Source organism: Methylobacterium sp. Leaf111 (genome assembly GCF_001423285.1).
GTDB lineage: Bacteria > Pseudomonadota > Alphaproteobacteria > Rhizobiales > Beijerinckiaceae > Methylobacterium.
Window position 1 is genome coordinate 224,591 of sequence record NZ_LMNE01000073.1, and the last position, 23,579, is coordinate 248,169.

Annotated in this window: 23 protein-coding genes; 11 read left to right on the top strand and 12 right to left on the bottom strand. The window is 72.3% G+C overall.

Annotated features, from left to right (window positions below; genetic code table 11):
* Window positions 1-4: 4 nt before the first annotated feature.
* The gene (locus ASF41_RS22535) at window positions 5-1,084 is read right to left on the bottom strand and encodes a GlxA family transcriptional regulator (RefSeq protein ID WP_056497278.1); all 1,080 of its coding nucleotides are present in this window, start codon (window positions 1,082-1,084) and stop codon (window positions 5-7) included.
* Window positions 1,085-1,142: 58 nt separating this feature from the next.
* Between ASF41_RS22535 and ASF41_RS22540 the strand changes: the two genes are divergently transcribed.
* From ASF41_RS22540 to ASF41_RS22560, 5 genes are all read left to right on the top strand, one after another.
* Entirely contained in the window at window positions 1,143-1,850 is a 708-nt protein-coding gene (locus ASF41_RS22540) for a DJ-1/PfpI family protein (protein WP_056497281.1), read from the top strand.
* A 115-nt stretch (window positions 1,851-1,965) separates the two neighbouring features.
* Window positions 1,966-3,285, top strand: coding sequence for an O-antigen ligase (locus ASF41_RS22545; RefSeq protein ID WP_056221996.1), 1,320 nt, complete (start codon window positions 1,966-1,968; stop codon window positions 3,283-3,285).
* Window positions 3,282-4,427 carry an acyltransferase gene (locus ASF41_RS22550; protein WP_056497283.1) on the top strand — a complete coding sequence of 382 codons (1,146 nt, stop codon included), beginning with the start codon at window positions 3,282-3,284 and terminating at the stop codon, window positions 4,425-4,427. Before ASF41_RS22545 ends, ASF41_RS22550 begins: the two co-directional genes overlap by 4 nt.
* Window positions 4,428-4,589: 162 nt before the next feature.
* On the top strand, window positions 4,590-4,889 hold the full coding sequence (locus ASF41_RS22555) for a GCG_CRPN prefix-to-repeats domain-containing protein (RefSeq protein WP_056383013.1): 300 nt from the start codon (window positions 4,590-4,592) through the stop codon (window positions 4,887-4,889).
* 119 nt (window positions 4,890-5,008) lie between these two features.
* Entirely contained in the window at window positions 5,009-6,769 is a 1,761-nt protein-coding gene (locus ASF41_RS22560) for a methanol/ethanol family PQQ-dependent dehydrogenase (RefSeq protein ID WP_056274963.1), read from the top strand.
* A 160-nt stretch (window positions 6,770-6,929) separates the two neighbouring features.
* Here the strand turns inward: ASF41_RS22560 and ASF41_RS22565 are convergent, their stop codons facing one another.
* Together ASF41_RS22565 and ASF41_RS22570 are read right to left on the bottom strand one after the other, a co-directional pair.
* The gene (locus ASF41_RS22565) at window positions 6,930-7,505 is read right to left on the bottom strand and encodes a hypothetical protein (RefSeq protein WP_056497288.1); all 576 of its coding nucleotides are present in this window, start codon (window positions 7,503-7,505) and stop codon (window positions 6,930-6,932) included.
* A 126-nt stretch (window positions 7,506-7,631) separates the two neighbouring features.
* Window positions 7,632-8,738: a replication protein RepA gene (locus ASF41_RS22570; RefSeq protein WP_056497291.1), complete on the bottom strand. Its 1,107-nt coding sequence runs from the start codon at window positions 8,736-8,738 to the stop codon at window positions 7,632-7,634.
* A 652-nt stretch (window positions 8,739-9,390) separates the two neighbouring features.
* Here ASF41_RS22570 and mazG point away from each other — a divergent pair.
* Entirely contained in the window at window positions 9,391-10,200 is an 810-nt protein-coding gene (gene mazG, locus ASF41_RS22575) for a nucleoside triphosphate pyrophosphohydrolase (RefSeq protein ID WP_280138172.1), read from the top strand.
* Between the two features lie 35 nt (window positions 10,201-10,235).
* Here mazG and ASF41_RS22580 read toward each other — a convergent pair whose 3' ends face one another.
* From ASF41_RS22580 to pabB, 4 genes are read right to left on the bottom strand one after another with little or no spacing between them, the layout of a single operon-like run.
* A complete protein-coding gene (locus tag ASF41_RS22580; RefSeq protein WP_056497294.1) occupies window positions 10,236-10,637 on the bottom strand; it encodes a DoxX family protein in 402 nt (133 codons plus the stop codon).
* Window positions 10,638-10,650: 13 nt separating this feature from the next.
* Window positions 10,651-11,484 (bottom strand): aminotransferase class IV, encoded by an 834-nt coding sequence (locus ASF41_RS22585; RefSeq protein WP_056497298.1) that lies wholly within the window; start codon window positions 11,482-11,484, stop codon window positions 10,651-10,653.
* Complete coding sequence (locus tag ASF41_RS22590) at window positions 11,471-12,091, bottom strand: aminodeoxychorismate/anthranilate synthase component II (RefSeq protein ID WP_056497301.1); 621 nt, start codon at window positions 12,089-12,091, stop codon at window positions 11,471-11,473. Before ASF41_RS22590 ends, ASF41_RS22585 begins: the two co-directional genes overlap by 14 nt.
* Entirely contained in the window at window positions 12,088-13,482 is a 1,395-nt protein-coding gene (pabB, locus tag ASF41_RS22595) for an aminodeoxychorismate synthase component I (RefSeq protein WP_056497304.1), read from the bottom strand. Before pabB ends, ASF41_RS22590 begins: the two co-directional genes overlap by 4 nt.
* A 271-nt stretch (window positions 13,483-13,753) precedes the next feature.
* On the opposite strand from pabB, the gene rimO reads away from it, so the two are divergent.
* Complete coding sequence (gene rimO / locus ASF41_RS22600; RefSeq protein WP_056221965.1) at window positions 13,754-15,097, top strand: 30S ribosomal protein S12 methylthiotransferase RimO; 1,344 nt, start codon at window positions 13,754-13,756, stop codon at window positions 15,095-15,097.
* 76 nt (window positions 15,098-15,173) lie between these two features.
* Here the strand turns inward: rimO and ASF41_RS24525 are convergent, their stop codons facing one another.
* Genes ASF41_RS24525 through ASF41_RS22615 form a run of 3 tightly spaced genes read right to left on the bottom strand, consistent with a single transcriptional unit; the run spans window position 15,174 to window position 17,076 of the window.
* Window positions 15,174-15,359, bottom strand: coding sequence for a DUF3606 domain-containing protein (locus tag ASF41_RS24525; RefSeq protein WP_082504750.1), 186 nt, complete (start codon window positions 15,357-15,359; stop codon window positions 15,174-15,176).
* 51 nt (window positions 15,360-15,410) lie between these two features.
* Window positions 15,411-16,073 carry a bifunctional nicotinamidase/pyrazinamidase gene (pncA, locus tag ASF41_RS22610; RefSeq protein WP_056497311.1) on the bottom strand — a complete coding sequence of 221 codons (663 nt, stop codon included), beginning with the start codon at window positions 16,071-16,073 and terminating at the stop codon, window positions 15,411-15,413.
* 28 nt (window positions 16,074-16,101) lie between these two features.
* Window positions 16,102-17,076, bottom strand: coding sequence for a quinone oxidoreductase (locus tag ASF41_RS22615; protein WP_056221959.1), 975 nt, complete (start codon window positions 17,074-17,076; stop codon window positions 16,102-16,104).
* Window positions 17,077-17,396: 320 nt separating this feature from the next.
* On the opposite strand from ASF41_RS22615, the gene ASF41_RS22620 reads away from it, so the two are divergent.
* Window positions 17,397-17,621: a hypothetical protein gene (locus ASF41_RS22620; protein ID WP_056221957.1), complete on the top strand. Its 225-nt coding sequence runs from the start codon at window positions 17,397-17,399 to the stop codon at window positions 17,619-17,621.
* A gap of 48 nt (window positions 17,622-17,669) precedes the next feature.
* On the opposite strand, the gene ASF41_RS22625 is transcribed toward ASF41_RS22620, so the two are convergent.
* Entirely contained in the window at window positions 17,670-19,061 is a 1,392-nt protein-coding gene (locus ASF41_RS22625; RefSeq protein WP_056497314.1) for a GntP family permease, read from the bottom strand.
* A 189-nt stretch (window positions 19,062-19,250) separates the two neighbouring features.
* Here ASF41_RS22625 and ASF41_RS22630 point away from each other — a divergent pair, with 189 nt between their 5' ends.
* A complete protein-coding gene (locus tag ASF41_RS22630; protein ID WP_056497317.1) occupies window positions 19,251-20,477 on the top strand; it encodes an FAD-dependent monooxygenase in 1,227 nt (408 codons plus the stop codon).
* On the opposite strand, the gene ASF41_RS22635 is transcribed toward ASF41_RS22630, so the two are convergent.
* A complete protein-coding gene (locus ASF41_RS22635; protein WP_056349724.1) occupies window positions 20,478-21,767 on the bottom strand; it encodes a patatin-like phospholipase family protein in 1,290 nt (429 codons plus the stop codon).
* A gap of 207 nt (window positions 21,768-21,974) precedes the next feature.
* Here ASF41_RS22635 and ASF41_RS22640 point away from each other — a divergent pair, with 207 nt between their 5' ends.
* Together ASF41_RS22640 and hspQ are read left to right on the top strand one after the other, a co-directional pair.
* Entirely contained in the window at window positions 21,975-23,027 is a 1,053-nt protein-coding gene (locus ASF41_RS22640) for a CoA ester lyase (RefSeq protein WP_056221945.1), read from the top strand.
* Window positions 23,028-23,134: 107 nt separating this feature from the next.
* Window positions 23,135-23,461 carry a heat shock protein HspQ gene (gene hspQ, locus ASF41_RS22645; protein WP_244472571.1) on the top strand — a complete coding sequence of 109 codons (327 nt, stop codon included), beginning with the start codon at window positions 23,135-23,137 and terminating at the stop codon, window positions 23,459-23,461.
* Window positions 23,462-23,579 lie beyond the last annotated feature (118 nt).

Genomic DNA, 23,579 nt, shown 5'->3' on the forward strand with positions numbered 1-23,579 from the left:
AATGTCAAATCTCCGGTTCCGCGGGGTCGCCGGCCGCCGCGCCCGGCCCCCCCGCCCCGGCCGCGCGGAACCGCTGGCGGCAGACGCCAGGCGCCACCGCCCCCTGGCGGAGGAAGCTGCGCCGCAGGGTCTCCTCGGAGCCGAAGCCGCAGCGCGCGGCGATGCGCTTCACCGGCAGCGCGGTCTCGGCCAGGAGCCGCCGGGCCGCCTCGACCCGCTGGCGCTCCAGGGCGCGGGCGGGGGTCAGCCCCGTGGCCGCCCGGTAGTGGCGGGCGAAGCCGCGCGGGCTCATGCCGGCCATCTCGGCCAGGCGCGGCACGGTGAGGTCCTCGGCGAGATGATCGGCGATCCAGGCCTGGAGGGCCTCGAAGCGGGCGCCGCCCGCCCCGGGCGACAGGACCTGCTGCGACAGGACGGTGCTGAACTGGGCCTGGCCGCCCGGGCGCTTGAGGAAGACGACGAGGTGGCGGGCGACCGCCAGCGCCGCGGCCCGGCCGAGATCGGCCTCCACCAGGGCCAGCGCCAGGTCGATGCCCGCTGTCACCCCGGCGGAGGTCCAGACCGCGCCGTCCCGGATGAAGATCGGATCCGGCTCGACCCGGGCCTCCGGATGGCGCCGCGCGAGCGCGTCGCAGCGGGTCCAGTGGGTCACGGCCCGGCGCCCGTCGAGGAGGCCGGCCGCCCCGAGCAGGAAGGCGCCGGTACAGACGGAGGCCACCCGCCGGGCGCGGGGTGCCCGGGCGGCGACCCAGGCGGGCAGCCCGTCCGCGATCGCCCCGTCGACGCCGCGCCCGCCGGCGACCACGAGGGTGTCCACGGGGGCCTCCGCCGCCGGCAGCGGCTCCGTCGCGAGGCCGAGCCCGGCGGAGCTCAGGACCACGCCGCCGCCCGCCGCCGCCACCCGCAGGGCATAGGGCGCCGGGGCCTCGCCCGCGAGATCGTTCGCCGTGGCGAACACTTGAAGCGGCCCCGACACGTCGAGGAGCTGCACCCCCGGGAAGGCGAGGATCTCGATGCGGCGGGGCTCGTGGCGCAAGGGTTCGTCCGCGGTGCGATCTGGCAGGAAACGAGGCCTCTTGGTCATGTCGGCCGGAGCCTGCGGGGTTAGGGTCGTCCTGTCCAGACAGCCGGAGACAGTCCCGATGCCCCTCACGATCGGCCTTCTCGCCTTCCCCGACGTCCAGCAGCTCGACCTGACCGCGCCCTACGAGGTCTTCGTCGGGATTCCGGAGGCGCGGGTCCACCTCGTGGCCGCCGACCGGGCGCCGGTGACGAGTTCCACCGGCCTCGTGCTCGCCCCGACGCTGGCCATGGCCGACTGCCCGCAGCTCGACGTGCTCTGCGTGCCCGGCGGCCTCGGGGTGAACCGGCTGATGCGGGATGCGGCGGTCCTGGCCTTCCTGCGCGACCAGGCGGAGGGCGCCCGCTACGTCACCTCCGTCTGCACCGGGGCCCTGGTGCTCGGGGCGGCCGGACTCCTGCGGGGCCGGCGCGCCACCACCCACTGGGCCAGCCTCGACCTCCTGGCGGCCTTCGGGGCGATCCCGGTCGCCGAGCGGGTGGTGCGCGACGGCCCCCTCCTCACGGGGGGCGGCGTCACCGCCGGGATCGACTTCGCCCTGACCCTGGCGGCCGAGCTCGCCGGGCGGCCGGCGGCGGAGGCGATCCAGCTCGGCCTCGAATACGCGCCCGCCCCGCCCTTCGCCGCCGGCACGCCCGCCAGCGCCGACCCCGCCGTGCTGGCGGCGGTGCGGGGGCGCCTTGCCGCCGGCCGGGCCGAGCGGGAGCGCATCGTGGGCGCGATCACCGGGGCGACCGACATCGTCCCCTGGGGGCCGGCCGGGCCGTGAGGCGGGCCCGCCGGTCCTTTGCGCGTTCTTAAACGTATTCTGCGCGCCTAGCGGGCGGCACCGGCGGATCTAGAGTGCGCAAGACCTTGCCGGCCCTCGAGCGCGGGAGTGGACCATGACGACGGGCATCGCCACCGGCGCGGGCGCGACGCGGCGGGCGGACCTCCCCGATGCCCTGCGCATCGGGGCGATGGGCGCGATCCTGCTCTTCATCCTGATCGGGGCCGATCCCTTCCTCGACGGGACGGCGGCGGAGAACGCCGCCTCGCGGGCCGGCGGCAACCTCGTCAACCAGGGGCTGTTCCTGGTCATGGCGGGCATCGCGGCGGCGGCGCTGGCCTGGCGCGGGCGGGAGGCCCTGCGCCCCCTGGCCACCCTGCCGATCCTGGCGATGCTGGCCTGGATCGGCGTCTCCACCGCCCTCTCGATCGAACCCGCGGTCTCGGCGCGGCGCCTCGTCTCCCTCGTCATCATGTTCGGCGGGGTGGTGAGCGTGCTGGTGCTCGCCCGCGACGCGCGCCAGTTCGCCCAGGTCCTCGGCGGCACCGTCCTCCTCGTGCTGGCGACCTGCTACCTCGGCCTCGTGCTGGTGCCCGAGCGCGCCATGCACACCGCCCTCGACCTGATCGAGCCCGAGCACGCGGGCAGCTGGCGCGGCGTCTTCGCCCACAAGAACGGCGCCGGCGCGGCCATGAGCCTGTTCATCATCGTCGGGCTGTTCTGGGCCGGGATGGGCCAGCGCCTCCTGGGCTACGCAGTCGTGGGGCTGGCGGGGGTGTTCCTCGTCTTCACCAACGCCAAGACCTCCCTGGTCATGACCCCGGCGGTGCTCGGCCTGACCTGGGCCTGCACCCTCTCGGCCTCGGGCACCTGGCGCCGCCTGATCCTCCTCGGCCCCCTGGCGCTGCTGCTCCTGCTCACCGTGGGCTCGGTCCTGTCGCCCAGCCTCGGCGCCCTGGTGGCGGGCCTGGCCGCCGACCCGACCTATACCGGCCGCACCGAGATCTGGCGCTTCGCCCTCGACAACATCGCCAAGAAGCCGCTCACCGGCTTCGGCTACGGCGCCTTCTGGGAGAGCGTGTTCTACGGCGGCGGCGGCGAGGCCACGACCTGGGTCAACCGCGCCACCGACGCCCATGACGGCTACCTCAACACCGCCCTGGAAAGCGGCCTGCCGGGCCTCGCCCTCACGGTGTGGTGGATGGTGCTGGCCCCCCTCTCCGACCTCCAGGCCCAAAGCCGGTCCGGGGCCGGCCCCGCCCTCGACCCCCTGCGGCTGCTCTTCCTGCGGATCTGGCTGTTCGGCCTGATGGTGGGCGTCTTCGAGTCGGTGTTCTACCAGGCCACCAACGCGCTGTTCTTCCTCGTCGCCCTCTCGGTCTTCGGCCTGCGCTTCGGCGCCGCCGGGCGGGTGGTCGCGGAGGCCCCGCGATGAGCGCCCATCCCCCTGTGGCGCCGCTGCCGGGGCTCACCGCCCTGCGCTTCGTGGCCGCCGCCTACGTGGTGGCGTTCCACTACGCGACCTTCTTCTTCGCGGAGGCGGCGATCCCCGGGGCGGTGCGCCTCGGCTATTCCGGGGTGACCTTCTTCTTCCTGCTCTCGGGCTTCATCCTGGCCTACACCTACCGGGACGTGGACCTGACCGACCGCGCCGCCCGCGCGCGCTTCGCCTGGGCCCGGGTGGCGCGGGTCTACCCGGTCTACCTGGCCTGCCTCGTCCTCGCCCTGCCCTGGTTCGTCGCCTGGGTGGCGAAGTCCCCCCCGCCCCTGCAGGGGCTGATGGCCGCGAGCGCGGTGCTGGCGCCGCTGGGCCTGCACGCCTGGGTGCCGGGGGCCGCCTGCGCCCTCGACTGCCCGAGCTGGTCGATCTCGGTGGAGGTGGTCTTCTACGCCCTGTTTCCCCTCCTGCTGCCCCTGGCGCGCGGGGCGCCCGGCCGCACCGCGCGGCTGACCCTCGCCGCGTGGATCGTCCTGACCGCCGGGGCCGCCCTCGCCTTCGCGCGCTACGCCCCCGGCGTCTCGCTCATCGATCCGGAGGCGGGGGGCGCAGGCCCGGTGCTGCTGGCCCAGGCCATCAAGTACAACCCCCTGCTGCGCCTGCCGGAATTCGTGGCCGGGCTCCTCCTCTACGGGGCCTGGACCCGGTGGCGCCTGCCCACGCCCGCCCTCCTCGCCCTGGCGGCCCTGGCGGGCCTCGCGCTGGTGGCGGGGGCGCCCCACCTGCCCGCGGTGCTGCTCCACAACGGCCTGACGGCCCTGGCCTGGGCGCCCCTGATCCTGGCCGGCGCCCAGCTCCGCAGCGGCCCCCTGGTGAGGCCCGGCTTCGTCTTCCTCGGCCGGATCTCCTTCGCCCTCTACCTCATCCACGTCCCGGCCTACGCCCTGGTCAACAGCCTCGACCGGATCGCCCTCGGGGGCCGCCTCGCCGCCGCGCCCTGGCTCGGGGCGGGGCTCGCCGCCGCCCTGGCCCTCGCCCTCAGCGTCCTCCTGCACCGGGGCCTCGAGGAGCCGATGCGCCGGCGCATCCTCCGCCGGGCCGCGCGCCCGCCGGCCGCCGGACCCGTCGCCGCGGGCTGAAACGCACCCTGTCAGGGAGCGTTCAGCCGTCGCCCGGCAGGATCAGCGTCGTCCGGCCTCCGGGAGGCCGGACGGTCGAGAACGACAAAGGTCACACCAGCAGAAGGTCATGGTTTCATGTCCGTGAAATCGCTGTTTCGCACGAAATCGCTGTTTCGCACGATGCTCGCCCGCACGGCGCTGGCCGCGTCGCTCGGCGTCGCGGGTGCCGTCGGCTTCGCCGCCGCCGCCGAGGCGGCGCCCCTCGCCCCGGCCCCCGCCGGGACGCTGGCGGGGGCCGCCGCCGAAACCGTCGCCTATGGCTGCGGTCCCGGCTTCATCCCGAACCGGTTCGGCTATTGCCGGCCGATGTACCGCCCCTACGGCGACTATCGCCCGCGGCCGTTCTACGGCCCCCGTCCCTTCTACGGACCGCGCTACGGCGACTACCGCCCGCGCCCGCCCTTCGGGCCCTACTTCTAGGATCGGGTCTCTCCGGGAGGGATCGGGCGGCCGCGCACCGCCCGGTCCCTTCGCTTCGGCGCCCGGCTGTGGCACGGGGAGGGGAAGCGACCGTCTCCGCCCCCGCAACCGGGAGTCCCATGCGCGCCATCCCCCTGCTCGCCCTGCTGGCGAGCGTCCTCCCGGGTCCCGCCGCGGCCCAGACGGTGCTGCCCACGGTCGACGCGGCCAACACCCGCTATTCGGATCTCGACCGGATCACCGCCGCCAATGTCGGCCGGCTCCGGGTGGCCTGGACCTACTCCACCGGGATCCTGCGCGGCCACGAGGGTGCGCCCCTGGTGGTCGACGGGGTGATGTACGTCCACACCCCCTTCCCCAACACCGTCACGGCCCTCGATCTCGACCACGACGGCCGCATCCTCTGGCGCTACGAACCGAAGCAGGACCCGGCCGTGATGGCCCTCCTGTGCTGCGACACGGTCCACCGGGGCCTCGCCTACGCGGACGGCGCCCTCTTCCTGCAGCAGGCCGACACCACCCTGGTCTCCCTCGACGCGAAGACCGGACGGGTGAACTGGTCGGTCCGCAACGGCGACCCGGCCCGGGGCGAGACCAACACCGCCGCCGTGCTGCCGGTGAAGGGCAAGGTTTTGGTGGGCCTCTCGGGCGGCGAGTTCGGGGTCCAGTGCCACGTCACCGCCTACGACGCGAAGACCGGCGGCCGGCTCTGGCGCGCCACCGCCACGGGCACCGACGAACAGATGCGGGTCGACCCCGCGCGCACGACGTCGCTCGGCAAGCCCATCGGCCGGGATTCCTCCCTGAAGACCTGGGAGGGCGACCAGTGGAAGACCGGCGGCGGCTGCGCCTGGGGCTGGTTCGCCTACGACGCAGCCCTCGACCTCGTCTATTACGGCACCGGCAATCCCTCGACCTGGAACCCGGCGCAGCGCCCCGGCGACAACCGCTGGGCAGCGTCGATCGTGGCCCGCGACCCCGACACCGGCATCGCCCGCTGGCTCTACCAGATGACGCCCCACGACCAGTGGGACTACGACGGCGTCAACGAGATGATCCTGACCGATGCGGCGGTCGGCGGCGTCCCCCGCCCGCTCCTCACCCATTTCGACCGCAACGGCTTCGGCTACACCCTGGACCGCGCCACCGGCGAACTCCTGGTGGCGCAGAAGTTCGACCGCTCGGTGAACTGGGCGACCCATGTGGACCTCGACCGGGCCTCGCCGGGCTACGGGCGCCCGGTGCTCGACCCGCGCCATGCGCCGGAATCCTCGGGCGAGGACGAGACCACCACGGGCATCTGCCCCGGCGCCATCGGGGCCAAGAACCAGCAGCCGGCGGCCTACTCGCCCCGGACCCGGCTGTTCTACGTGCCGACCAACCACATCTGCATGGATTACGAGCCGTTCCGGGTCTCCTACACCCCCGGCCTGCCCTATGTCGGCGCCACCGTGAGCCTGCACCCGGCACCCGACGATCCCCGCACCGGAACCCTGACCGCCTGGGACGGGGTCGCGGGGGCGATCCGCTGGACGATTCCCGAGCCGTTCTCGGTCTGGTCCGGCGTGCTCGCCACTGCCGGGGACGTGGTGTTCTACGGGACCCTCGAGGGCTATCTCAAAGCCGTCGACGCGCGGGACGGCCACGAGCTCTACCGCTTCAAGACGCCCTCGGGCATCGTCGGCAACGTCACCACCTACCTGCACGAGGGCCGGCAATACGTCGCCGTGCTCTCCGGCGTCGGCGGCTGGGCCGGGATCGGCCTCGCGGCCGGCCTCACCGACCCGAACGACGGCGCCGGCGCGGTCGGCGGCTACGCCGCGCTGGCGCGCTACACCGCGCTCGGCGGCCAGCTCACCGTGTTCGCCCTGCCCGAATGATCCTCTGCTGTGGCGCGTGATCGCATGGGCGGAGCGTCGCGCCGGAAGCCCGCTCGCAGCCCCCTGAATCCGGGGCCGCGCAGCGGAAACGGGGATCAGGGGGGGCCGGATGTCAACGCCGCCGTCTCGGGACGGAACGCTTCCGGCGCGCCGGACCGGGTCAGCCCAGATCGTCATCCTCCTCGGACGGGGCGTAGACCGCCTCGCCGAGGCGCTTCAGCGGGCCGCCCGGTCCCGAGCGCTTCCACAGGCGGGTGTTGAGGGCCGCCACGGGATCGTGGCCGGGAAGCGCGAAGCCGAGGGCGGTGAGGCCCTGCCAGATCTCGCCGGCATGGAGGGGCCGGCCGGCCTCGTGCAGCAGGTTCACGGCCGCCGCGACGAGCGCGCGCCCGTGCCGGCGCGCGGCCACGAGATCCTCGCCGGCGCGCGCGGGCTCGGCCTGTCCGGGACCCGAGATCTGCCCTGGCACGACGCCGTGTCCTGAGACGAAATCCCGTCCTGGCACGAAGACCGGCTCCGGAAGCGAGGCCGGCTCCGCCGCGGGCGGGCGGGCGGGCGCGTCCCAGGCGCCGGGCGGGAGAGTCTCCGCCTCGGCGGCCGGCGCCGGACCGATCGGCCGCAGGCGGCGGCCGAGCTCGAGGTAGAGCTGGTGGTCGGCGATGGCCCGGTCGAGCTCGTCGCGGCGACGCCGCAAATCCCGCAGGGCCGCTTCCACCTCGGCTTCGGACAGGAACATCGAATCCTCTTGGAATATTCCACGGGCGACGAAGCGACCCAGAATTCCAAACCTTATTCCTTATCTGCGCTTGGGGAACAACTCGTGTCCCTTCAGTTATTCCATTCCGTTAAGGGAATATGTGGCTCAGCCCGACGCGGCGGCCTTGCGCGGCAGCTTGGCCCTGCGCGGCGGGATCAGCAGGGCGCTCGGGTCGGCGGGCTGGAGCAGCATGCCGCCGTCGTCGAGGCGGATCGGCAGTTTCGGGAAGACCTCTTGCAGGTGGGCGAGATCCGCCTTGAAGGCCTGCCGGAAGCTGCGGATGCTGGCGTTGTCGGCGCCGAACTGCTTGTGCAGGTTGTCCCAGGTAAGGCGCAGGGGCCGTTGCAGGGCGCGCAGGCGGTATCCGACCCAGAACAGCAGGTCGAGCTTGCGGGCCGAGCCCGAGAAGGCCCGGGCCGCCCGGATGTCCACCGGCAGGGCGTGCTGGATCAGGTTGTCGTAGAAATCCTGGTGGAACTGGACGCTCTTCTGCCAGACCACCCCGTCGGCTCCCTGGGGCAGCCACAGGTCGAGCTGGCGGAAGGGCGGCACGTTGAGGGTGCTGGCGCTGCCCGCCCCGTCCCAGAGACCGATCTGCAGGGTGCAGGCGGCGAGCCGCGCGAGCTGCTCCTTGAACTGCCGGATGGTGCCGCGCTCGCCGCCGGTGACGGCGAATCCCATCTCCTTCATGAAGCCCGACAGGCTGTCGGCCACCGCGATCGTCGGGCTGCGCTGGCGCACCGCCTCGGTGCAGAGGTGCAGCAGCACGAGGCGGGCCTTGGGCCCGTAGGGCAGGCCCTGGAACTCCATCTCGCCGGTGGCGGGGTTCTTCAGCCGTCCGGCCAGCAGGCTGAGGGAATTCCGCCCGTATTCGCGGAAGAATTCGCGCGCGTCGCCGGGGTCGCGATAGGGCAGGCCGCAGAGGGCCAGCACCGAGTGGATGTGCTGCAGGTTCTCCGGGCCCGTGGGCTCGGTCTCGATGACTTCGCGGATGGCGTCCCGGCGTCGCTGGTCGCGGCCCATGGCCTGGCGCCGGCCGGCCACGGCGCCGCGGGCGGCGGCCTCCGCGTCCCGGGCCCGCTGCCGATGCAGGATGGTCTCCGCGATGGTGGCGAACAGGAAGCTGCCCCGGGCCGCCTCCACCTCGGCGAGGAGGTCGGCGTCGCGGATACCCGCCAATGTGTCCTCGATCCCCACGCGCCCCCGCCCCATGCTCCCGGCGGCGCCCCTCGGGCAGCCCGAGAAGACCCGCCCGGGGATCGACATCCCCGGACCCCGCCGCGGGGCGACCATGCCCGATTCCCCGCCGCGGAGTCTCGCCGGCCCAGGCCGAAGACCGGCGTCATCCCGGCTATCCACCGGCCGGGACGGGGAAAACCGACGCCGGTGGACGGGCCGGATCCGGCCGGCGCGCGCCGACGCAGAGTTCGATACGGGGCCGGATTCGGCACAATCCCCAGAGTTCACCGCTGCGACCGCCGATCCACGCCGAACCCAATACGCAGGCACGCAGAATCCCATGCGCCGGCCGGGTTCGGACACGCAGAGTTCGATGCTGACCCGCGCAGAGTTCGATACGGACTTGCGCAGAGTTCGATGCGCGAACACCCGCCAAACCCCTGCAGCGGAACGGCTTTCGACGCCCCCATATAACTCTCAGAAATGACTCTCTGAGAATCCCTTACTGATACCTTTCCTAAGGGCGCGGGAACCGTTCGGAAGAACGAACACCCCCCGGCCAAGGCTTTTTCATGGGAATTTTCCAGAGGAAGCCACCGCTTCTCCCGCCTCCATCCCCAGCCTCACGGGTTGGCCCGCGATCCGCTAAGGGAAGCGGATCGAGGCATGACGCGGAGGCGGTGGAGTGAGGATCGAGGATCTGCTGGCGCTGATGGCGCAGCTGCGCGACCCGGAGACCGGCTGCGCCTGGGACGTGGCGCAGGATTTCTCCAGCATCGCCCCCTACACGGTGGAGGAGGCCTACGAGGTCGCCGACGCCATCGCGCGCGGCGACACCGACGACCTGCGCGACGAGCTCGGAGACCTGCTGCTCCAAGTGGTGTTCCACGCGCGCATCGCCGAGGAGGCCGGGCTGTTCGCGTTCCCGGACGTGGTCCGGGCGGTGATGGAGAAGATGGTCCGGCGCCACCCACATGTGTTCGCGCCGGACGGAACCCTGCTGCCGACGGGCTCGCCCCGGCGCGATCCCGCGGCGGTGGCGCGGCAATGGGAGGCGATCAAGGCGGAGGAACGCCGGGCCAAGCCGCCGCGGGAGACCGGCCCGCTCGCCGGCATTCCGCTGCCCCTCCCCGCCCTGACCCGCGCCCACAAGCTCTCCGCCAAGGCCGCGACCTACGGCTTCGACTGGACCGATCCGGCCCAGGTGGTGCTGAAGGTGCGCGAGGAGATCGACGAGGTCGCGGACGCCATGGCCCACGGCACCCGGGCGGCGGTGGCGGAGGAACTCGGCGACCTCCTGTTCTCGGTGGCCAACCTCGCCCGCCACCTCGGTTTCGATCCGGAATATTCCTTACGAGAAGGGAATATGAAGTTCGAGCGCCGCTTCACCGCCATGGCGGCGACCCTCGTTGCGGAGGGGCGCGACCTGGCCGACAGCGATCTTGACGCGATGGAGGCGGCCTGGGCGGCGGTCAAGGTCGCGGAGAAGGGCTGACGCCGTGGGCTCCGCCGAAGGGCGGGCCCTGGGGCTCAGGCCGGGCGCCGGCCGAACGGCCAGTCGATGACCCCGCCGGCATAGAGGGCCCACCAGACGAAGACCGGCTGAAACGCCAGCCGGGGGCCGTGGTACCACCAGCTGTCGGGCAGGCCCGGCACGACGATGCCCTCCAGGGCGTGCTTGAGGTTGGCCGGGAAGACGCAGACCGCGTAGAGGGCGAGCCCGATCCCGGCCCAGCGCCGGGTCGGGCCCCAGGCGAGGCCGAGCACCCCGGCGAGCTCGCACAGGCCGGTGACGATCACGGTGAGGCGGGGCTCCGGCACCCAGCCCGGCATGATCGGCAGGAAGGCGTCGGGGGCGGCGAGGTGCACGATCCCGATGAAGCCGTAGGCCGCCATCAGGGGCAGGCGCCACCAGAAGCGCGGCGTCCTCATGGATCGGGCGCCCTCATGGCGCGAAGGCGTCGCGCAGGTCGGCGATGAGCGCCGCCACCACGGGGTGGTCGGCGCTCGCGAAGGCGGTCTCGCCGATCGCCGTCACGGGGGCGAGGCCCCGCAGGGAATTGGTCACGAACACCGCGTCGGCGCGCAGGAGCGCCTCGAGGCCGACGCTGCGTTCGGCGACGGGCAGGCCGAGGCGCGAAGCGCATCCCGACAGAACCTCGCCGCGCAGGATGCCCGGCAGGACGCCGTCCGACAGGGGCGGGGTGACGAGGGTGGCGTCGACCACCGCGAACAGGTTGGCCGTGCCGGCGCAGGCGACGTGCCCGCGCGTGTTGCGGAACAGGGCCTCGTCGAAGCCGGCGGCCCGGGCCGCGCCGGCGGCCAGCACCGCGTCGAGGTAACCCAGCGTCTTCAGGCTCGCGGCCGGCGAGGTCTCGTTGCGGCGGATCTCCGTGGGGTGGAGGGTCAGGGGCGCGAAGGCCAAGGCGTCGCCCACCGGGGCGGCGCTCGCCCACAGCACCGGCCGGGGCGCGGCCGGGGGGCCGAGCCCGCGCGGGCCGGAGCCCCGGGTCACGGTGGTGCGGATCGCCGCCAGGGGATGCACCCGGCCCGCCGCTTCGGCGAGGTCCCGCATCGCCTCGGCGATGCGCTCCGGCGCCACGGGAAAGCCCAGCGTCGCGGTGGCGGTCGCCAGGCGGTCCACGTGCGCGGCCTCGAACAGGATGCGGCCATGGCGGGCGAGGGCCGTGTCGAACACCCCGTCCCCGAGGGTCAGGCCCCGGTCGCCGAGGTCGAAGGGCACCGGCCCCTCGGTGAGGCCGCCGTCAAACCACAGCATCGGTCTGGGCCGGCAGGGCGTGGTCGGCGCGCCAGTCGCGGGCCAGTCGCAGGAAATTGGAGAAGATGGCGTGCCCGTTCTCGGTGAGCACCGATTCCGGGTGGAACTGCACGCCCCAGGTCGGGTGGGTCCGGTGCGACAGGGCCATCACCTCCCCTTCCGTCGAGACCGCGTCGATGCGGAGCCGGTCGGCCATGCCGGCCTCCGGCGCCACGATCAGCGAGTGGTAGCGCCCGACCTGCATCGGGTCGGGCAGGCCGGCGAAGAGCCCGGCCCCGTCGTGCCGGATCGGCGTCGCCTGCCCGTGCAGGGGGCGCCCGGCGCGCGCCACCCGGCCGCCGAAGGCCGCCCCGATGGCCTGGTGGCCGAGGCAGACGCCGAGCAGCGGCACCGCCCCGGAGAGCGCCCGGATGGCGGGCAGCGAGATGCCGGCCTCCGCCGGGGTGCAGGGGCCGGGCGAGATCACGATCGCTTCGGGCGCCAGGGCGCGGATGCCGGCGACGTCGAGGGCGTCGTTGCGCACCACCCGGACGGTCTCGCCCAGTTCCTCGAAATAGCGCACCACGTTGAAGACGAAGCTGTCGTAGTTGTCGATGACGAGGATCACGGCGCCCTCCCCGCCTCAGGTTCGAAGGCCTGGAACACCCGCGCGGCCTTGGTCAGGGTCTCCTCGTATTCCGGGCCCGGCTCGGACAGCAGGGTGATGCCGCCGCCGGCCTGGAGCACGGCCGTGCGGTCGTTCATGAACACCGTCCGGATGGCGATGGCGGTGTCGAGGTCGCCGGTGAAGCCAAGGGCGCCGATGGCGCCGCAATAGAGTTCGCGCGCGTCGCTCTCGATCTCCGTGATGATGTCCATGGCGCGCAGCTTCGGTGCGCCGGTGATCGAGCCGCCCGGGAAGGTGGCGGCGATCAGGTCGAGGGCGTCCATGTCGGCTTTCAGGGTTCCGGTGACCACCGACACGAGATGGTGGACCGAGGCGTAGGATTCGAGGCCGCACAGGACCGGCACCCGCACGCTGTGGGGCTCGCAGATGCGCGAGAGGTCGTTGCGCAGGAGGTCGACGATCATGATGTTCTCGGCCCGCTCCTTGGCGTTGGCCTGCAGCGCCTCGCCCAGGTGCGCGTCGGCGGCCGCATCGGCCACGCGCCGCACCGTGCCCTTGATCGGCCGGGTCTCGATCGCCCGCCCGCTGAGTTTGAGGAAGCGCTCGGGGCTGCTGGAGGCGACCCGCAGGTCCTCGAAGTCGAGATAGGCGCCGAAGGTCGCCGGGTTGGTGGCGCGCAGGCGCCGATAGAGGGCGAACGGATCGAAGCCTTCCGGCAGGTCGGCTTCGAAGCGCTGGGCGATGTTGGCCTGGTAGATGTCGCCGGCGCGGATGTAGTCGCGCACCCGCTCCACGGCCGCCTCGTAGCCGGCGCGGGTGAAGTTCGAGCGCCAGGCCAGCGGCCCCTGCGCCGCCGGCTCGGGGCTCGGATGCGCGCCTTCCAGCAGGCGGGTGAACTGCGTCAGCCGGGCCCGGGCGCGGGCCTCGCGCGCGGCGGGGTCGGTCTCGGGAAAGCCCGTGGCGAGAAGGCGGCAGCGCCCGGTCGCGTGGTCGAGGCTCAGCACCGTGTCGTAGAGGTTGAAGGCGATGTCGTCGCAGAGGCCCGCCCGCCGGGCCGGGGGCGCCACCCGCTCCAGGGCGGCGCCGAAATCGTAGGCGACGTAGCCGATCGCGCCGCCCGCGAAGGCCGGGCCATCGGGGTCCCGCGCCGTGCGGTAGGGGGCGAGGCAGGCGCGCAGCGCCTCCAGGCCGGAGCCCGGGACGGGACGCCCATCCAGGGTGGCCTGGCCATCGCGAAACCGGAAGCGCCCGAACGGGTCCGCCGCCAGGGTCGAGGTCCGCCCCAGGGTGTCGTGGTGCATGGCGCTGTCGAGGAAGGCGAGCCCCGGCAGGGCGGCCAGGGCCTCGGCCGCCGCGACGGGCTCGACGAACGGGATGTCAGCAATCCACATGACGACTCGAAGGTTTTGGGGCGGCGACGGACCGACGATCCCGGTGTGCCGAAGCATTGGGGGCCGACGCATCCGTCGTGGCCTGCGGTATCATGCACAGGTGGCATGCGCGATGCCGTGGCAAAAGCGCGATCCGCGCATGGCTCGGACCCGCCCGGCTCGCTTGGGCGCGCGAATCCCGTTATAGGGCTGTCAACCTCTTTGTCCCGCCCTCCCCCGAGTCCACGGCCGATCCGGTTCTTCCGCAGCCGGTCCGGCCCGACGAGCATCCATGACCGCATCCCCCCTGCCGCCGGCCCCCGCCAAGGCGGCGCCGAAAATCTCCTTCGTCTCCCTCGGCTGCCCGAAGGCGCTGGTGGATTCCGAGCGCATCCTCACGCACCTGCGGGCGGAGGGCTACGAGCTCGCCCGGCGGCATGACGGCGCGGACGTCGTCATCGTCAACACCTGCGGCTTCCTCGATTCGGCCAAGGCCGAGTCGCTCTCGGCCATCGGCGAGGCCATGGCGGAGAACGGCCGCGTCATCGTGACCGGCTGCATGGGCGCCCAGCCCGACGAGATCCGCGAGAAGTATCCGAACCTGCTCGCGGTCACCGGGCCGCAGGCCTACGAATCGGTGGTGGCGGCGGTGCACGCGGCGGTGCCTCCGGCCCACGACCCGTTCCTCGACCTCGTGCCGCCGCAGGGGGTGAAGCTCACCCCGCGCCACTACGCCTACCTGAAGATTTCCGAGGGCTGCAACAACCGCTGCACCTTCTGCATCATCCCCTCCCTGCGCGGCGATCTCGTCAGCCGGCCGGCCGGCGAGGTGCTGCGCGAGGCCGAGAAGCTGGTGAAGGCCGGCGTCAAGGAACTGCTGGTGGTCTCGCAGGACACCTCCGCCTACGGGGTCGACATCCGCTACGCGGAGAGCCCCTGGCGCGACCGCGCGGTACGGGCGAAGTTCTACGACCTCGCCGCCGAACTCGGCGAACTGGGGGCCTGGGTGCGGATGCACTACGTCTACCCCTACCCGCACGTGGACGAGGTCATTCCGCTGATGGCCGAGGGCAAGATCCTGCCCTACCTCGACATGCCGCTCCAGCACGCGAGCCCGTCCGTGCTCAAGCGCATGCGCCGGCCCGGCAACCAGGAACGCCAGCTCGAGCGCATCCGGCGCTGGCGCGAGATCTGCCCCGATCTCGCCATCCGCTCGACCTTCATCGTCGGCTTCCCCGGCGAGACCGAGGCCGAGTTCGAGGAACTGCTGACCTGGATTCGCGAAGCCAAGCTCGAGCGTGTCGGCTGCTTCGAGTTCGAGCCGGTGGCCGGCGCCGTGGCCAACGGCCTCGGCGACCTCGTCCCGCCGGAGGTCAAGGCCGAGCGCAAGCGCCGCTTCATGGAGGCGCAGCAGGCCGTTTCCGCCCGCCTGCAGAAGGCCCGCATCGGCAAGCGCCTGCCCGTCATCATCGACGCGGCCGACGGCACCGTCGCCAAGGGCCGCTCGAAATACGACGCCCCCGAGATCGACGGGAACGTCCACGTCACGGCGCGCCGGCCCCTGCGGGTGGGCGACATCGTCACCGTGAAGATCGAGCGCGCGGACGCCTACGATCTCTACGGGAGCGCGGTGTAGATCGGTGTCCGGATTTCCGAGCCGTCGTTTGGATGGAAAGGGGCCGTAGGCCCCTTTCCCCTTTTTCGTCCCGACTTCAAGGATACGGTTTTCCGAGATGTCTCGCGACATCCTTCGCCATCACGCCGACAGCCTTAACCGCAGCACGCAGCTGAGCTTCCGTCACACCGAACTTTTCGCCCCACGCTTTGACTTCCCACGGCTCGTTCACGTTGATGCGGCGCTGGTCAGGCAGGCCGCGCTTCGTAAGATCATCAGACATAAATATTACCTCAGGTTTACGAATAGAATTTTGTTAACCTGAGGTATGATTTCAAGGGGCTGTGTGCCCTTCGCCATGGAATCCCGGGCCCACGATCCTTTGGCTCGTGATCCGCCCGACCCCGGCCGCCGCCATCTCGGTCCAGGCCTGCGCCAGCGAGCCGTCCCGGTCGATGCCCCGCACGGCGTCCGCGACCACCAGGGCCTCGAAGCCGGCCGCCCGCGCGTCGCGGGCGCTCCAGGCCACGCAGTAATCCGTGGCGAGGCCGCACAGGACCACCCGGGTGAAGCCGCGCTCACCCAGGTAGCCGGCCAGCCCCGTGGGCGTGCGGCGGTCCGCCTCCAGGAAGGCCGAATAGCTGTCGACCCCCGGGTGGTGGCCCTTGCGGATCACCAGTTCGGCGCGGTCCGCCGCGAGGCCGGGGGCGAGGGCGGCCCCGGCGCTGCCCTGCACGCAATGCTCCGGCCACAGCACCTGCGGGCCATAGGCGAGCGGCACGGTGTCGAAGGGCGCCCGGCCGGGATGGCTCGTCGCGAAGGAGACGTGCCCCGGCGGGTGCCAGTCCTGCGTCAGCACCGCGTGCGGGAACAGGCCGAGGAGGCGGTTCGCCGGCGCGACCACGGCGTCGCCGTCCGGCACGGCAAGGGCCCCCCCGGGCAGGAAGTCCACCTGCACGTCGATGACGAGGAGGACGTCCCGGGCTCCCGGGATCACGCGATCCTCCGATCCCGGGACGACCGGATCACGGGATCATCACCGTGGCGCCGGTGGTCTTGCGGGCGGCGAGATCCCGGTGGACCTGCTGCGCGTCGGCGAGCCGGGCCGTGCTGTGGACCGGGATCTTCACCGCGCCGCTCGCCACCACCGAGAACAGGTTCTTGGCCATGGCGTCGAGGGTCTCCCGCTTGCTCGCATGGGCGAAGAGCGAGGGGCGGGTGGCGTAGAGCGAGCCCTTCTGGCCCAGCAGCGCCAGGCTGAAATCGTCCACCGGGCCGGAGGCCGAGCCGAAGCTGACGAACAGGCCCAGCGGGCTGATGCAGTCGAGGGAGGCCGGGAAGGTGTCCTTGCCGACGCCGTCATAGACCACCGGCACGCCCTTGCCGCCCGTGATCTCCCGGACGCGGGCCGAAAAATCCTCGTCGCGATAGAGGATGACGTGGTCGCAGCCGTTGGCGCGGGCGAGCTCCGCCTTCTCCGCCGAGCCGACGGTGCCGATCACCGTGGCGCCGAGGTGCTTGGCCCATTGGCAGGCGATGAGGCCGACGCCCCCGGCGGCGGCGTGGAACAGGATGGTGTCGCCCGGCTTCACCGCGTAGGTCCGGTGCAGCAGGTACTCGGCGGTGAGGCCCTTCAGCATCATCGCGGCGGCGGTCTTGTCGTCGATGTCGTCGGCGAGGTGCACGGCGGCGCTCGCCTCGATCACCGCCTCCTCCGCATAGGTGCTCGCGGCCGAGCCGTAGGCGACCCGCTCGCCGACCCGGAAGCCGGTGACGCCTTCGCCGAGCGCCACGATCACGCCGGCGCCCTCCTTGCCGGGGGTGAAGGGCAGCTGCGGCGCCTTGTAGGCGCCCGAGCGGAAGTAGATGTCGATGAAGTTGACGCCGATGGCGGTCTGCCGGACGTGGATCTGGCCGGGGCCCGGGGCCGGCAGCGTCACGTCCTCGTAGCGCATCACCTCGGGGCCGCCGTACGCGTGAACCTGGATCGCCTTCGGCATCGTGTCGTTCCTCAGTGTGGGTCTTCGGTGTAGGTCTGGGGCGGGACGGGTGCGGGGCCACCGGCCGCGATGATCTGCGCCATAGACGGTCCCGGTATGCCGGCAATGGTGCAGGTTCTCATCCCGCTCCTGCCAGCCCATGTGCGCTGGCGCACCGGATCGGACTCCTGCAGCTCTCCGATTGCGTCCACGGCGGCCGCGTGATTAACGCAGGTTAACCGGCCCCCGTCCCGCGAGTCGTTCCCGGCTCCGGCGCCGGGATGCGGCCGTCCCGGTCCCGCCGGGAGGGCGCGGCACGACCATGACGATGGATCGGCTGAATGGATGAGATCGTGTGGATACGTCCTGCCGGGTACGACCCCGCCGTCCAGCCGGGCACGATCCTGCGCCCGGAGGCGGGACTGCCGGAATTCCAGGTGCTGGCCCGCCGGCCCGTGGTGATGATGTTCCATGCCGGTCCGGCCTGGGACATCCGGCCCTTCACGCAGCTCACCCTACGGCTCGTCGAACCGGAGGAACCGCCGCTCCGCGCCGGATCCGGTTGATCCCTTCGGCACGGACGAATCCGGGCTTCGCCCAGGCACGGCGCCAGCTCACACGATGCCGGTGAGGTAGTAGACCCCGATCACCAGGAACACCGCCCCGGTCTTCAGGAGCGTGATGGCGAAGACGTCGGCATAGGCCTGCCGGTGGGTCAGGCCCGTCACCGACAGCAGGGTGATGACCGCGCCGTTGTGGGGCAGGGTGTCCATGCCGCCGCTCGCCATGGCGGCGACCCGGTGCAGCACCTCCATGGGGATGTGGGCGGCCTGCGCGGCCGCGATGAAGGTGGAGGACATGGCCGCCAGCGCGATGCTCATGCCGCCCGACGCCGAGCTGGTGATGCCGGCCAGCGCCGTCACCGTCACGGCCTCGTTGACCAGGGGGTTCGGGATCGCCGAGAGGGCGTCGCGGATGACGAGGAAGCCCGGAAGGGCCGCGATGACCGCGCCGAAGCCGTATTCGGAGGCGGTGTTCATCGCCGCCAGCAGCGAGCCCGCCACCGCCGCGCGGCTGCCCTCCGCGAAGCCCTGCGAGACCGGGCGCCAGGCGAAGACCAGCACCGTGAGGATGCCGGCGAGCAGCGCCAGCTCCACCGCCCAGATCGCGGTCACGGACGAGACCGCGGTGACGATGGGCTTGTCGAGGCCGGCGAGGGCCGTCTCGGCCTTCGCGCCGTAGAGGCGTGGGATCAGGGCCGTGAAGGCGAGGTTCGCCACCCCCACCACGATCAGCGGCAGGAGGGCGATGGCCGGATGCGCGCGGGACGCCGCGTCCATCACCTGCGGTTCGTTGCTGTGGCCGGTGCCGTAGCCCTCGCCCCGGCGCCTGGCCGCGGCGATGCGCCGGTCGAGATAGGCGACGCCGACCCCCAGGATGAAGGCCGCGCCGATCAGCCCGAGCCAGGGGGCGGCCCAGGTGTTGGTGCCGAAGAAGGTGGTGGGAATGATGTTCTGGATCTGCGGCGTCCCGGGCAGCGCGTCCATCGTGTAGGAGAAGGCCCCGAGCGCGATGGTGCCGGGGATCAGGCGCTTGGGGATGTCGCTGAGGCGGAAGGCCTCCGCCGCGAAGGGATAGACCGCGAACACCACCACGAAGAGCGAGACGCCCCCGTAGGTGAGCAGGTTGCACACCAGCACGATGGAGAGCACGGCCCGCCGGGCGCCCACGAGCGCGATCACGGCGGTCACGATGGAGCGGGAGAAGCCCGACATCTCGATGACCTTGCCGAACACCGCGCCGAGCAGGAACACCGGGAAGTACAGCTTCACGAAGCCGACCATCTTCTCCATGAACAGGCCGGAGAAGACCGGCAGCACCGCCGACGGATCGGTGAGGAGCACCGCCAGCAGGGCCGCCACCGGTGCGAACAGGATGACGGAAAAGCCCCGATAGGCGACGAGCATCAGGAAGCCGAGCGCCAGCAGCGCGATGAACAGGCTCATGATCGGGGTGGGCCTCCGGGTCGCCGAGGGTCGCGGCCTTGCGCCGGATGGTACAAGCCCCGCCCCTGCGGCACCATCGCGGCCTTGACCGGCGCGGTGACACGCCTCTGTAAGCGTCAGGTTCTTTCGGTCGGCCGGGCTCTTGCCGGCCGATGCGCTGCCCGATGCCGTTCTGGAGACCGCGACGCCGTGGCGACACTTCCTGCGAAATCCGAGGCTCCCCCGTCCGAGACCTTCGCGGTCGCCGTGGTCGGGGCCGGCGCGGCGGGCCTGAGCCTCGCCCTGGCGCTCGCCCGCGACGGCGTCGCCACCGCCCTGGTCGGCCGGCACGCCCCCGTGGCCGACGGGCGCACGGTGGCGCTCCTTGATGGCTCGGTGCGCTTCCTCGACGCCCTCGGGGTCTGGGCGGCGATCGCGCCCCAGGCGAGTCCCCTGGCCGAGCTCCACATCGTCGACGACACCGGCAGCCTGTTCCGCCCGCCCCCGGCCCGCTTCGTCGCCACCGAGATCGGCCTCGACGCCTTCGGCTGGAACGTCGAGAGCGCCCGCCTCGTCGAGGGCCTGCGCGCCGAGGCCCGCTCGGCCGCCAACCTGACCCTGTTCGAGGAGGACGCCGCGGGCTTCGTGGCCGGCGCGGACGCCGCCACGATCACGCTGGCCGGGGGCGCCACCCTGTCGGCCCGTCTCGTGGCCGGGGCGGACGGCGCCCGCTCGAAGCTGCGCGAGGCCGCCGGCATCGTGCCCCGCACCTGGTCCTATCCGCAGAGCGCCATCACGACGATCCTCGCCCACACGCGGCCCCACCGCGACGTCTCCACCGAGTTCCACACCCGGCAGGGGCCGTTCACCCTGGTGCCCCTGCCCGGTGGGCTCCGCTCCAGCCTCGTCTGGGTGATGGGCGAGAGCCCCGCCAAGCGCCTGGCGGCCTGCGACGATGCGGCCCTCGCCCGGGCGGTGGAGCGCCAGGCCCAGGCGATGCTGGGGGCGATGCGCGTTGACGGGCCGCGCGGCCTCGTGCCGATGCGGGGCCTGTCCGTGCCGAGCCCGGTCGCGGCCCGCCTCGCCCTGATCGGCGAGGCCGCCCACGTCTTCCCGCCCATCGGCGCGCAGGGGTTGAACCTCGGCCTGCGCGACGCCGCGTCCTTGCGCGACGCGGTGATGCGGGCGGTGGCGGACGGGCGCGACCCGGGTTCGCGCGCGGCGCTGGCCGGCTTCGCCCGCGGGCGCGACCTCGACGCGCGCTTGCGGTCGACCGCGGTCGACGCGCTCAACCGCAGCCTGCTCGCCGACCTCCTGCCGGTGGACGCCCTGCGCGGCCTCGGCCTCCTCGCCATGACGACGATCGGCCCGTTGCGCCGCATCGTCATGCGCGAGGGCGTGCTGCCCCGCCTCGGCGCCCCGAGCCTGATGCGCTGATCAGCGCCCGGCCACGCTCCGGACCGGGCCGTCCTGAGCGGGACTCTCCCGGGCCACCCGCCGGTCGACCGAGCCGGTGGCGATCTCCGCCGCCGGGTCCGCCGTACCGTCCTGGAAGGCGGTGCCGGACTTGCCCAGGGCGACGCCGTGGGCGAACAGGGCCTTCATATACCCCTGGTCGAACGGCGCAGCGGAGGTCTTCCCGAAGCGCCCGTCGATCTGGGCGACCTGGAGGTCGAGGCCGGTGCGCCGGGCGAAGCCCTGGCTGAGGGCGAGCGCGGCGCGGGTCTGTGCCTTGATCGCCGCCGACATCGAGCGGCCGAGCACGCTCAGGGTCGTGCGCGACGCCATCTGGAAGTCGGGCGCCAGACTGTTGTTGACGACGAGGTAGACCTGAGGCGTCGGCAAGGGCGCCGGATCCTTCGCCAGGAGCATCGCTTCCGGGGCGAGATAGTACGGCGCGGTGGTACCGCCGTCGTCGTGCATCTCCTGGAAATGCTTGCCGTCGCCCGCCACAGCGTCGATCATCACCGGGGGAAACACTCCGGGCACGGCCGAGGAGGCCAGGATCACCGAGCGGAACAGCGCCAGCGCCTTCGGGCCCCCGGTCTGCGCGATGGCCCCCATGTCCCACAGGACCGGCCGCTCGCCATCCACTGCCGTGGTCGCCACCAGGAGCCGGCGGCCCTTGGCGTGCTCCGCGGCCACCGCCTTGAGAAGGGCCGGGGTCACCGCCCGGTCGATCCGGCGCTTGAGGGGCCAGGTATCGGTGAGGGCCTCGTTCGTGCCGCCGAACTCGAACACGTCCGCGGCGGAGATCTCGGTGTAGTTCTGGCGCAGGGCCGCGTCGCCGGCGGTGCCGATGAAGGCGAAGGGCGCGATCATCGCGCCGGTGCTGACGCCCGTGATGATGCCGAAATCCGGCCGCGTGCCGGCCTCGCTCCAGCCGTTGAGCAGGCCGGCCGCGTAGGCGCCGTTCTCACCCCCGCCCGAGAGCACGAGCCAGGGCCGGTTGGCGGCCGAGGCTCCATCGAGAAGGGTGCGGAAGGCGGCGGCATCGTCGCCGGGAATGCGCAGCCCCGCCGCCAGTCCGTCGGGCCACGCCGTCGCGGCCTCGGCGGCCGTGAAGGCCACGCGCCCGGATTGCGTCGCGGACTGGACCTGCTTCTCGGCGGCCGGCTTGGCGCGCTCGGCGGCGAACGTGGTCTGCGGAAGGCCGAGACCGATCAGGGCTGCCCCAAGCAGCACCGGATGGCGGAAGCCAGTCCGCCGGGTCGATGATCCGGACATGGGTCCGTCCTTCGTCGTCCGTGAGGTGCCCCCTCGATCGTGAGAACGTGAGCCGGAGACGGGCGTTCCGCCGCGCGCACCGCGATGGCGGCATGGCAAACGGCTTGCGTGCGCCCGCGCACCTTTACGGCGGGGCCGGCCTTGCCCTAACCGCTGGTTCGGGACGCCGATCTCACACAAAGAAACTCCCGGGAGCCAGAACCACCCATGAAACTGCCACGCCGCTTCTTCCAGCCGCTCGCCACCGGCGCACCGGCCCCCTTCCGCGAGCTTCCCGTCAAGCTGGAGCGGATGATCCACTTCGTGCCGCCCCACAACGAGAAGGTCCGGGCCCGCGTGCCGGAGCTCGCCGCCACCGTCGACGTGGTGCTGGGCAACCTCGAGGACGCGGTGCCGATCGACCAGAAGGAGGCGGCCCGCAAGGGCTTCGTGGCCATGGCCCGGGCCACCGACTTCGCCGCCTCCGGCACCGGCCTCTGGACCCGCATCAATGCCCTGAACTCGCCCTGGATCCTCGACGACCTGTTCGAGATCGTCGCCGAAGTCGGCGACAAGCTCGACGTCGTGATGGTGCCCAAGGTCGAGGGGCCGTGGGACATCCACTACATCGACCAGCTGCTGGCCCAGCTCGAGGCCCGGCACGGCGTGACCAAGCCGATCCTCGTCCACGCCATCCTCGAGACCGCCGAGGGGGTCGCCAACGTCGATGCCATCGCCGCCGCCTCGCCCCGCATGCACGGCATGAGCCTCGGACCCGCCGACCTCGCGGCCTCCCGCGGCATGAAGACCACCCGCGTCGGCGGCGGCCATCCGGATTACCGGGTCATCGCCGACCCGACGAGCGACGGCGCCGCCCGGGCCTCCGCCCAGCAGGACCTCTGGCACTACACCATCGCCAAGATGGTCGATGCCTGCATGGCCAACGGTCTCAAGGCCTTCTACGGCCCCTTCGGCGACTTCTCCGACGGCGAGGCCTGCGAGGCCCAGTTCCGCAACGCCTTCCTGATGGGGTGCGCCGGGGCCTGGACCCTGCACCCGAATCAGGTCGCCATCGCCAAGCGGGTCTTCGCCCCCGATCCGGCGGAGGTCGCCTTCGCGGTGCGGATCGTCGAGGCGATGCCCGACGGCACCGGCGCGGTGATGCTCGACGGCAAGATGCAGGACGACGCCACCTGGAAGCAGGCCAAGGTCATCGTCGATCTCGCCAAGCTCGTGGCCGAGAAGGATCCGGAACTCGCCAAGACCTACGGTCTCGCCTGAGAGTTTTTCCCCTCCCCTTCGTCATCGGCGGAGCACCGCCGATGACAAGTGGCCCGGAGCCGCTTATTTTCTATCGCATGACCGATACGATCACTGCCGATTCCGTGATGAGAACCGCCAAGTTCGGCCTCGGTGCCGTCGTGCGCCACCGCATCTATCCCTTCCGCGGCATCGTCTTCGACATCGACCCGGTGTTCGACAACACCGAGGAATGGTGGCTGGCGATTCCCGAGGAGGTCCGGCCACGCAAGGACCAGCCGTTCTACCACCTGCTCGCCGAGAATGCGGAGAGCGAATACGTCGCCTACGTGTCCGAGCAGAACCTCGTGACCGACACCTCCGGGGAGGCCCTCCGGCATACCGGCATCGCCGAGGTGTTCGAGCGCGGCGCCGACGGCAGCTACCGGATGCGCGGGGCAGCCCACGCCAACTGAGACCCCGCCGGCGCGGTCGGCGCCGGGAGACAGGCCCGTGAAACGCAACGAGGCCGGGCATCGCGCCCGGCCTCGTTGCGTTCAGGAAGGCCGGCCGCGCGAGCGGCCGGCGGAGTCG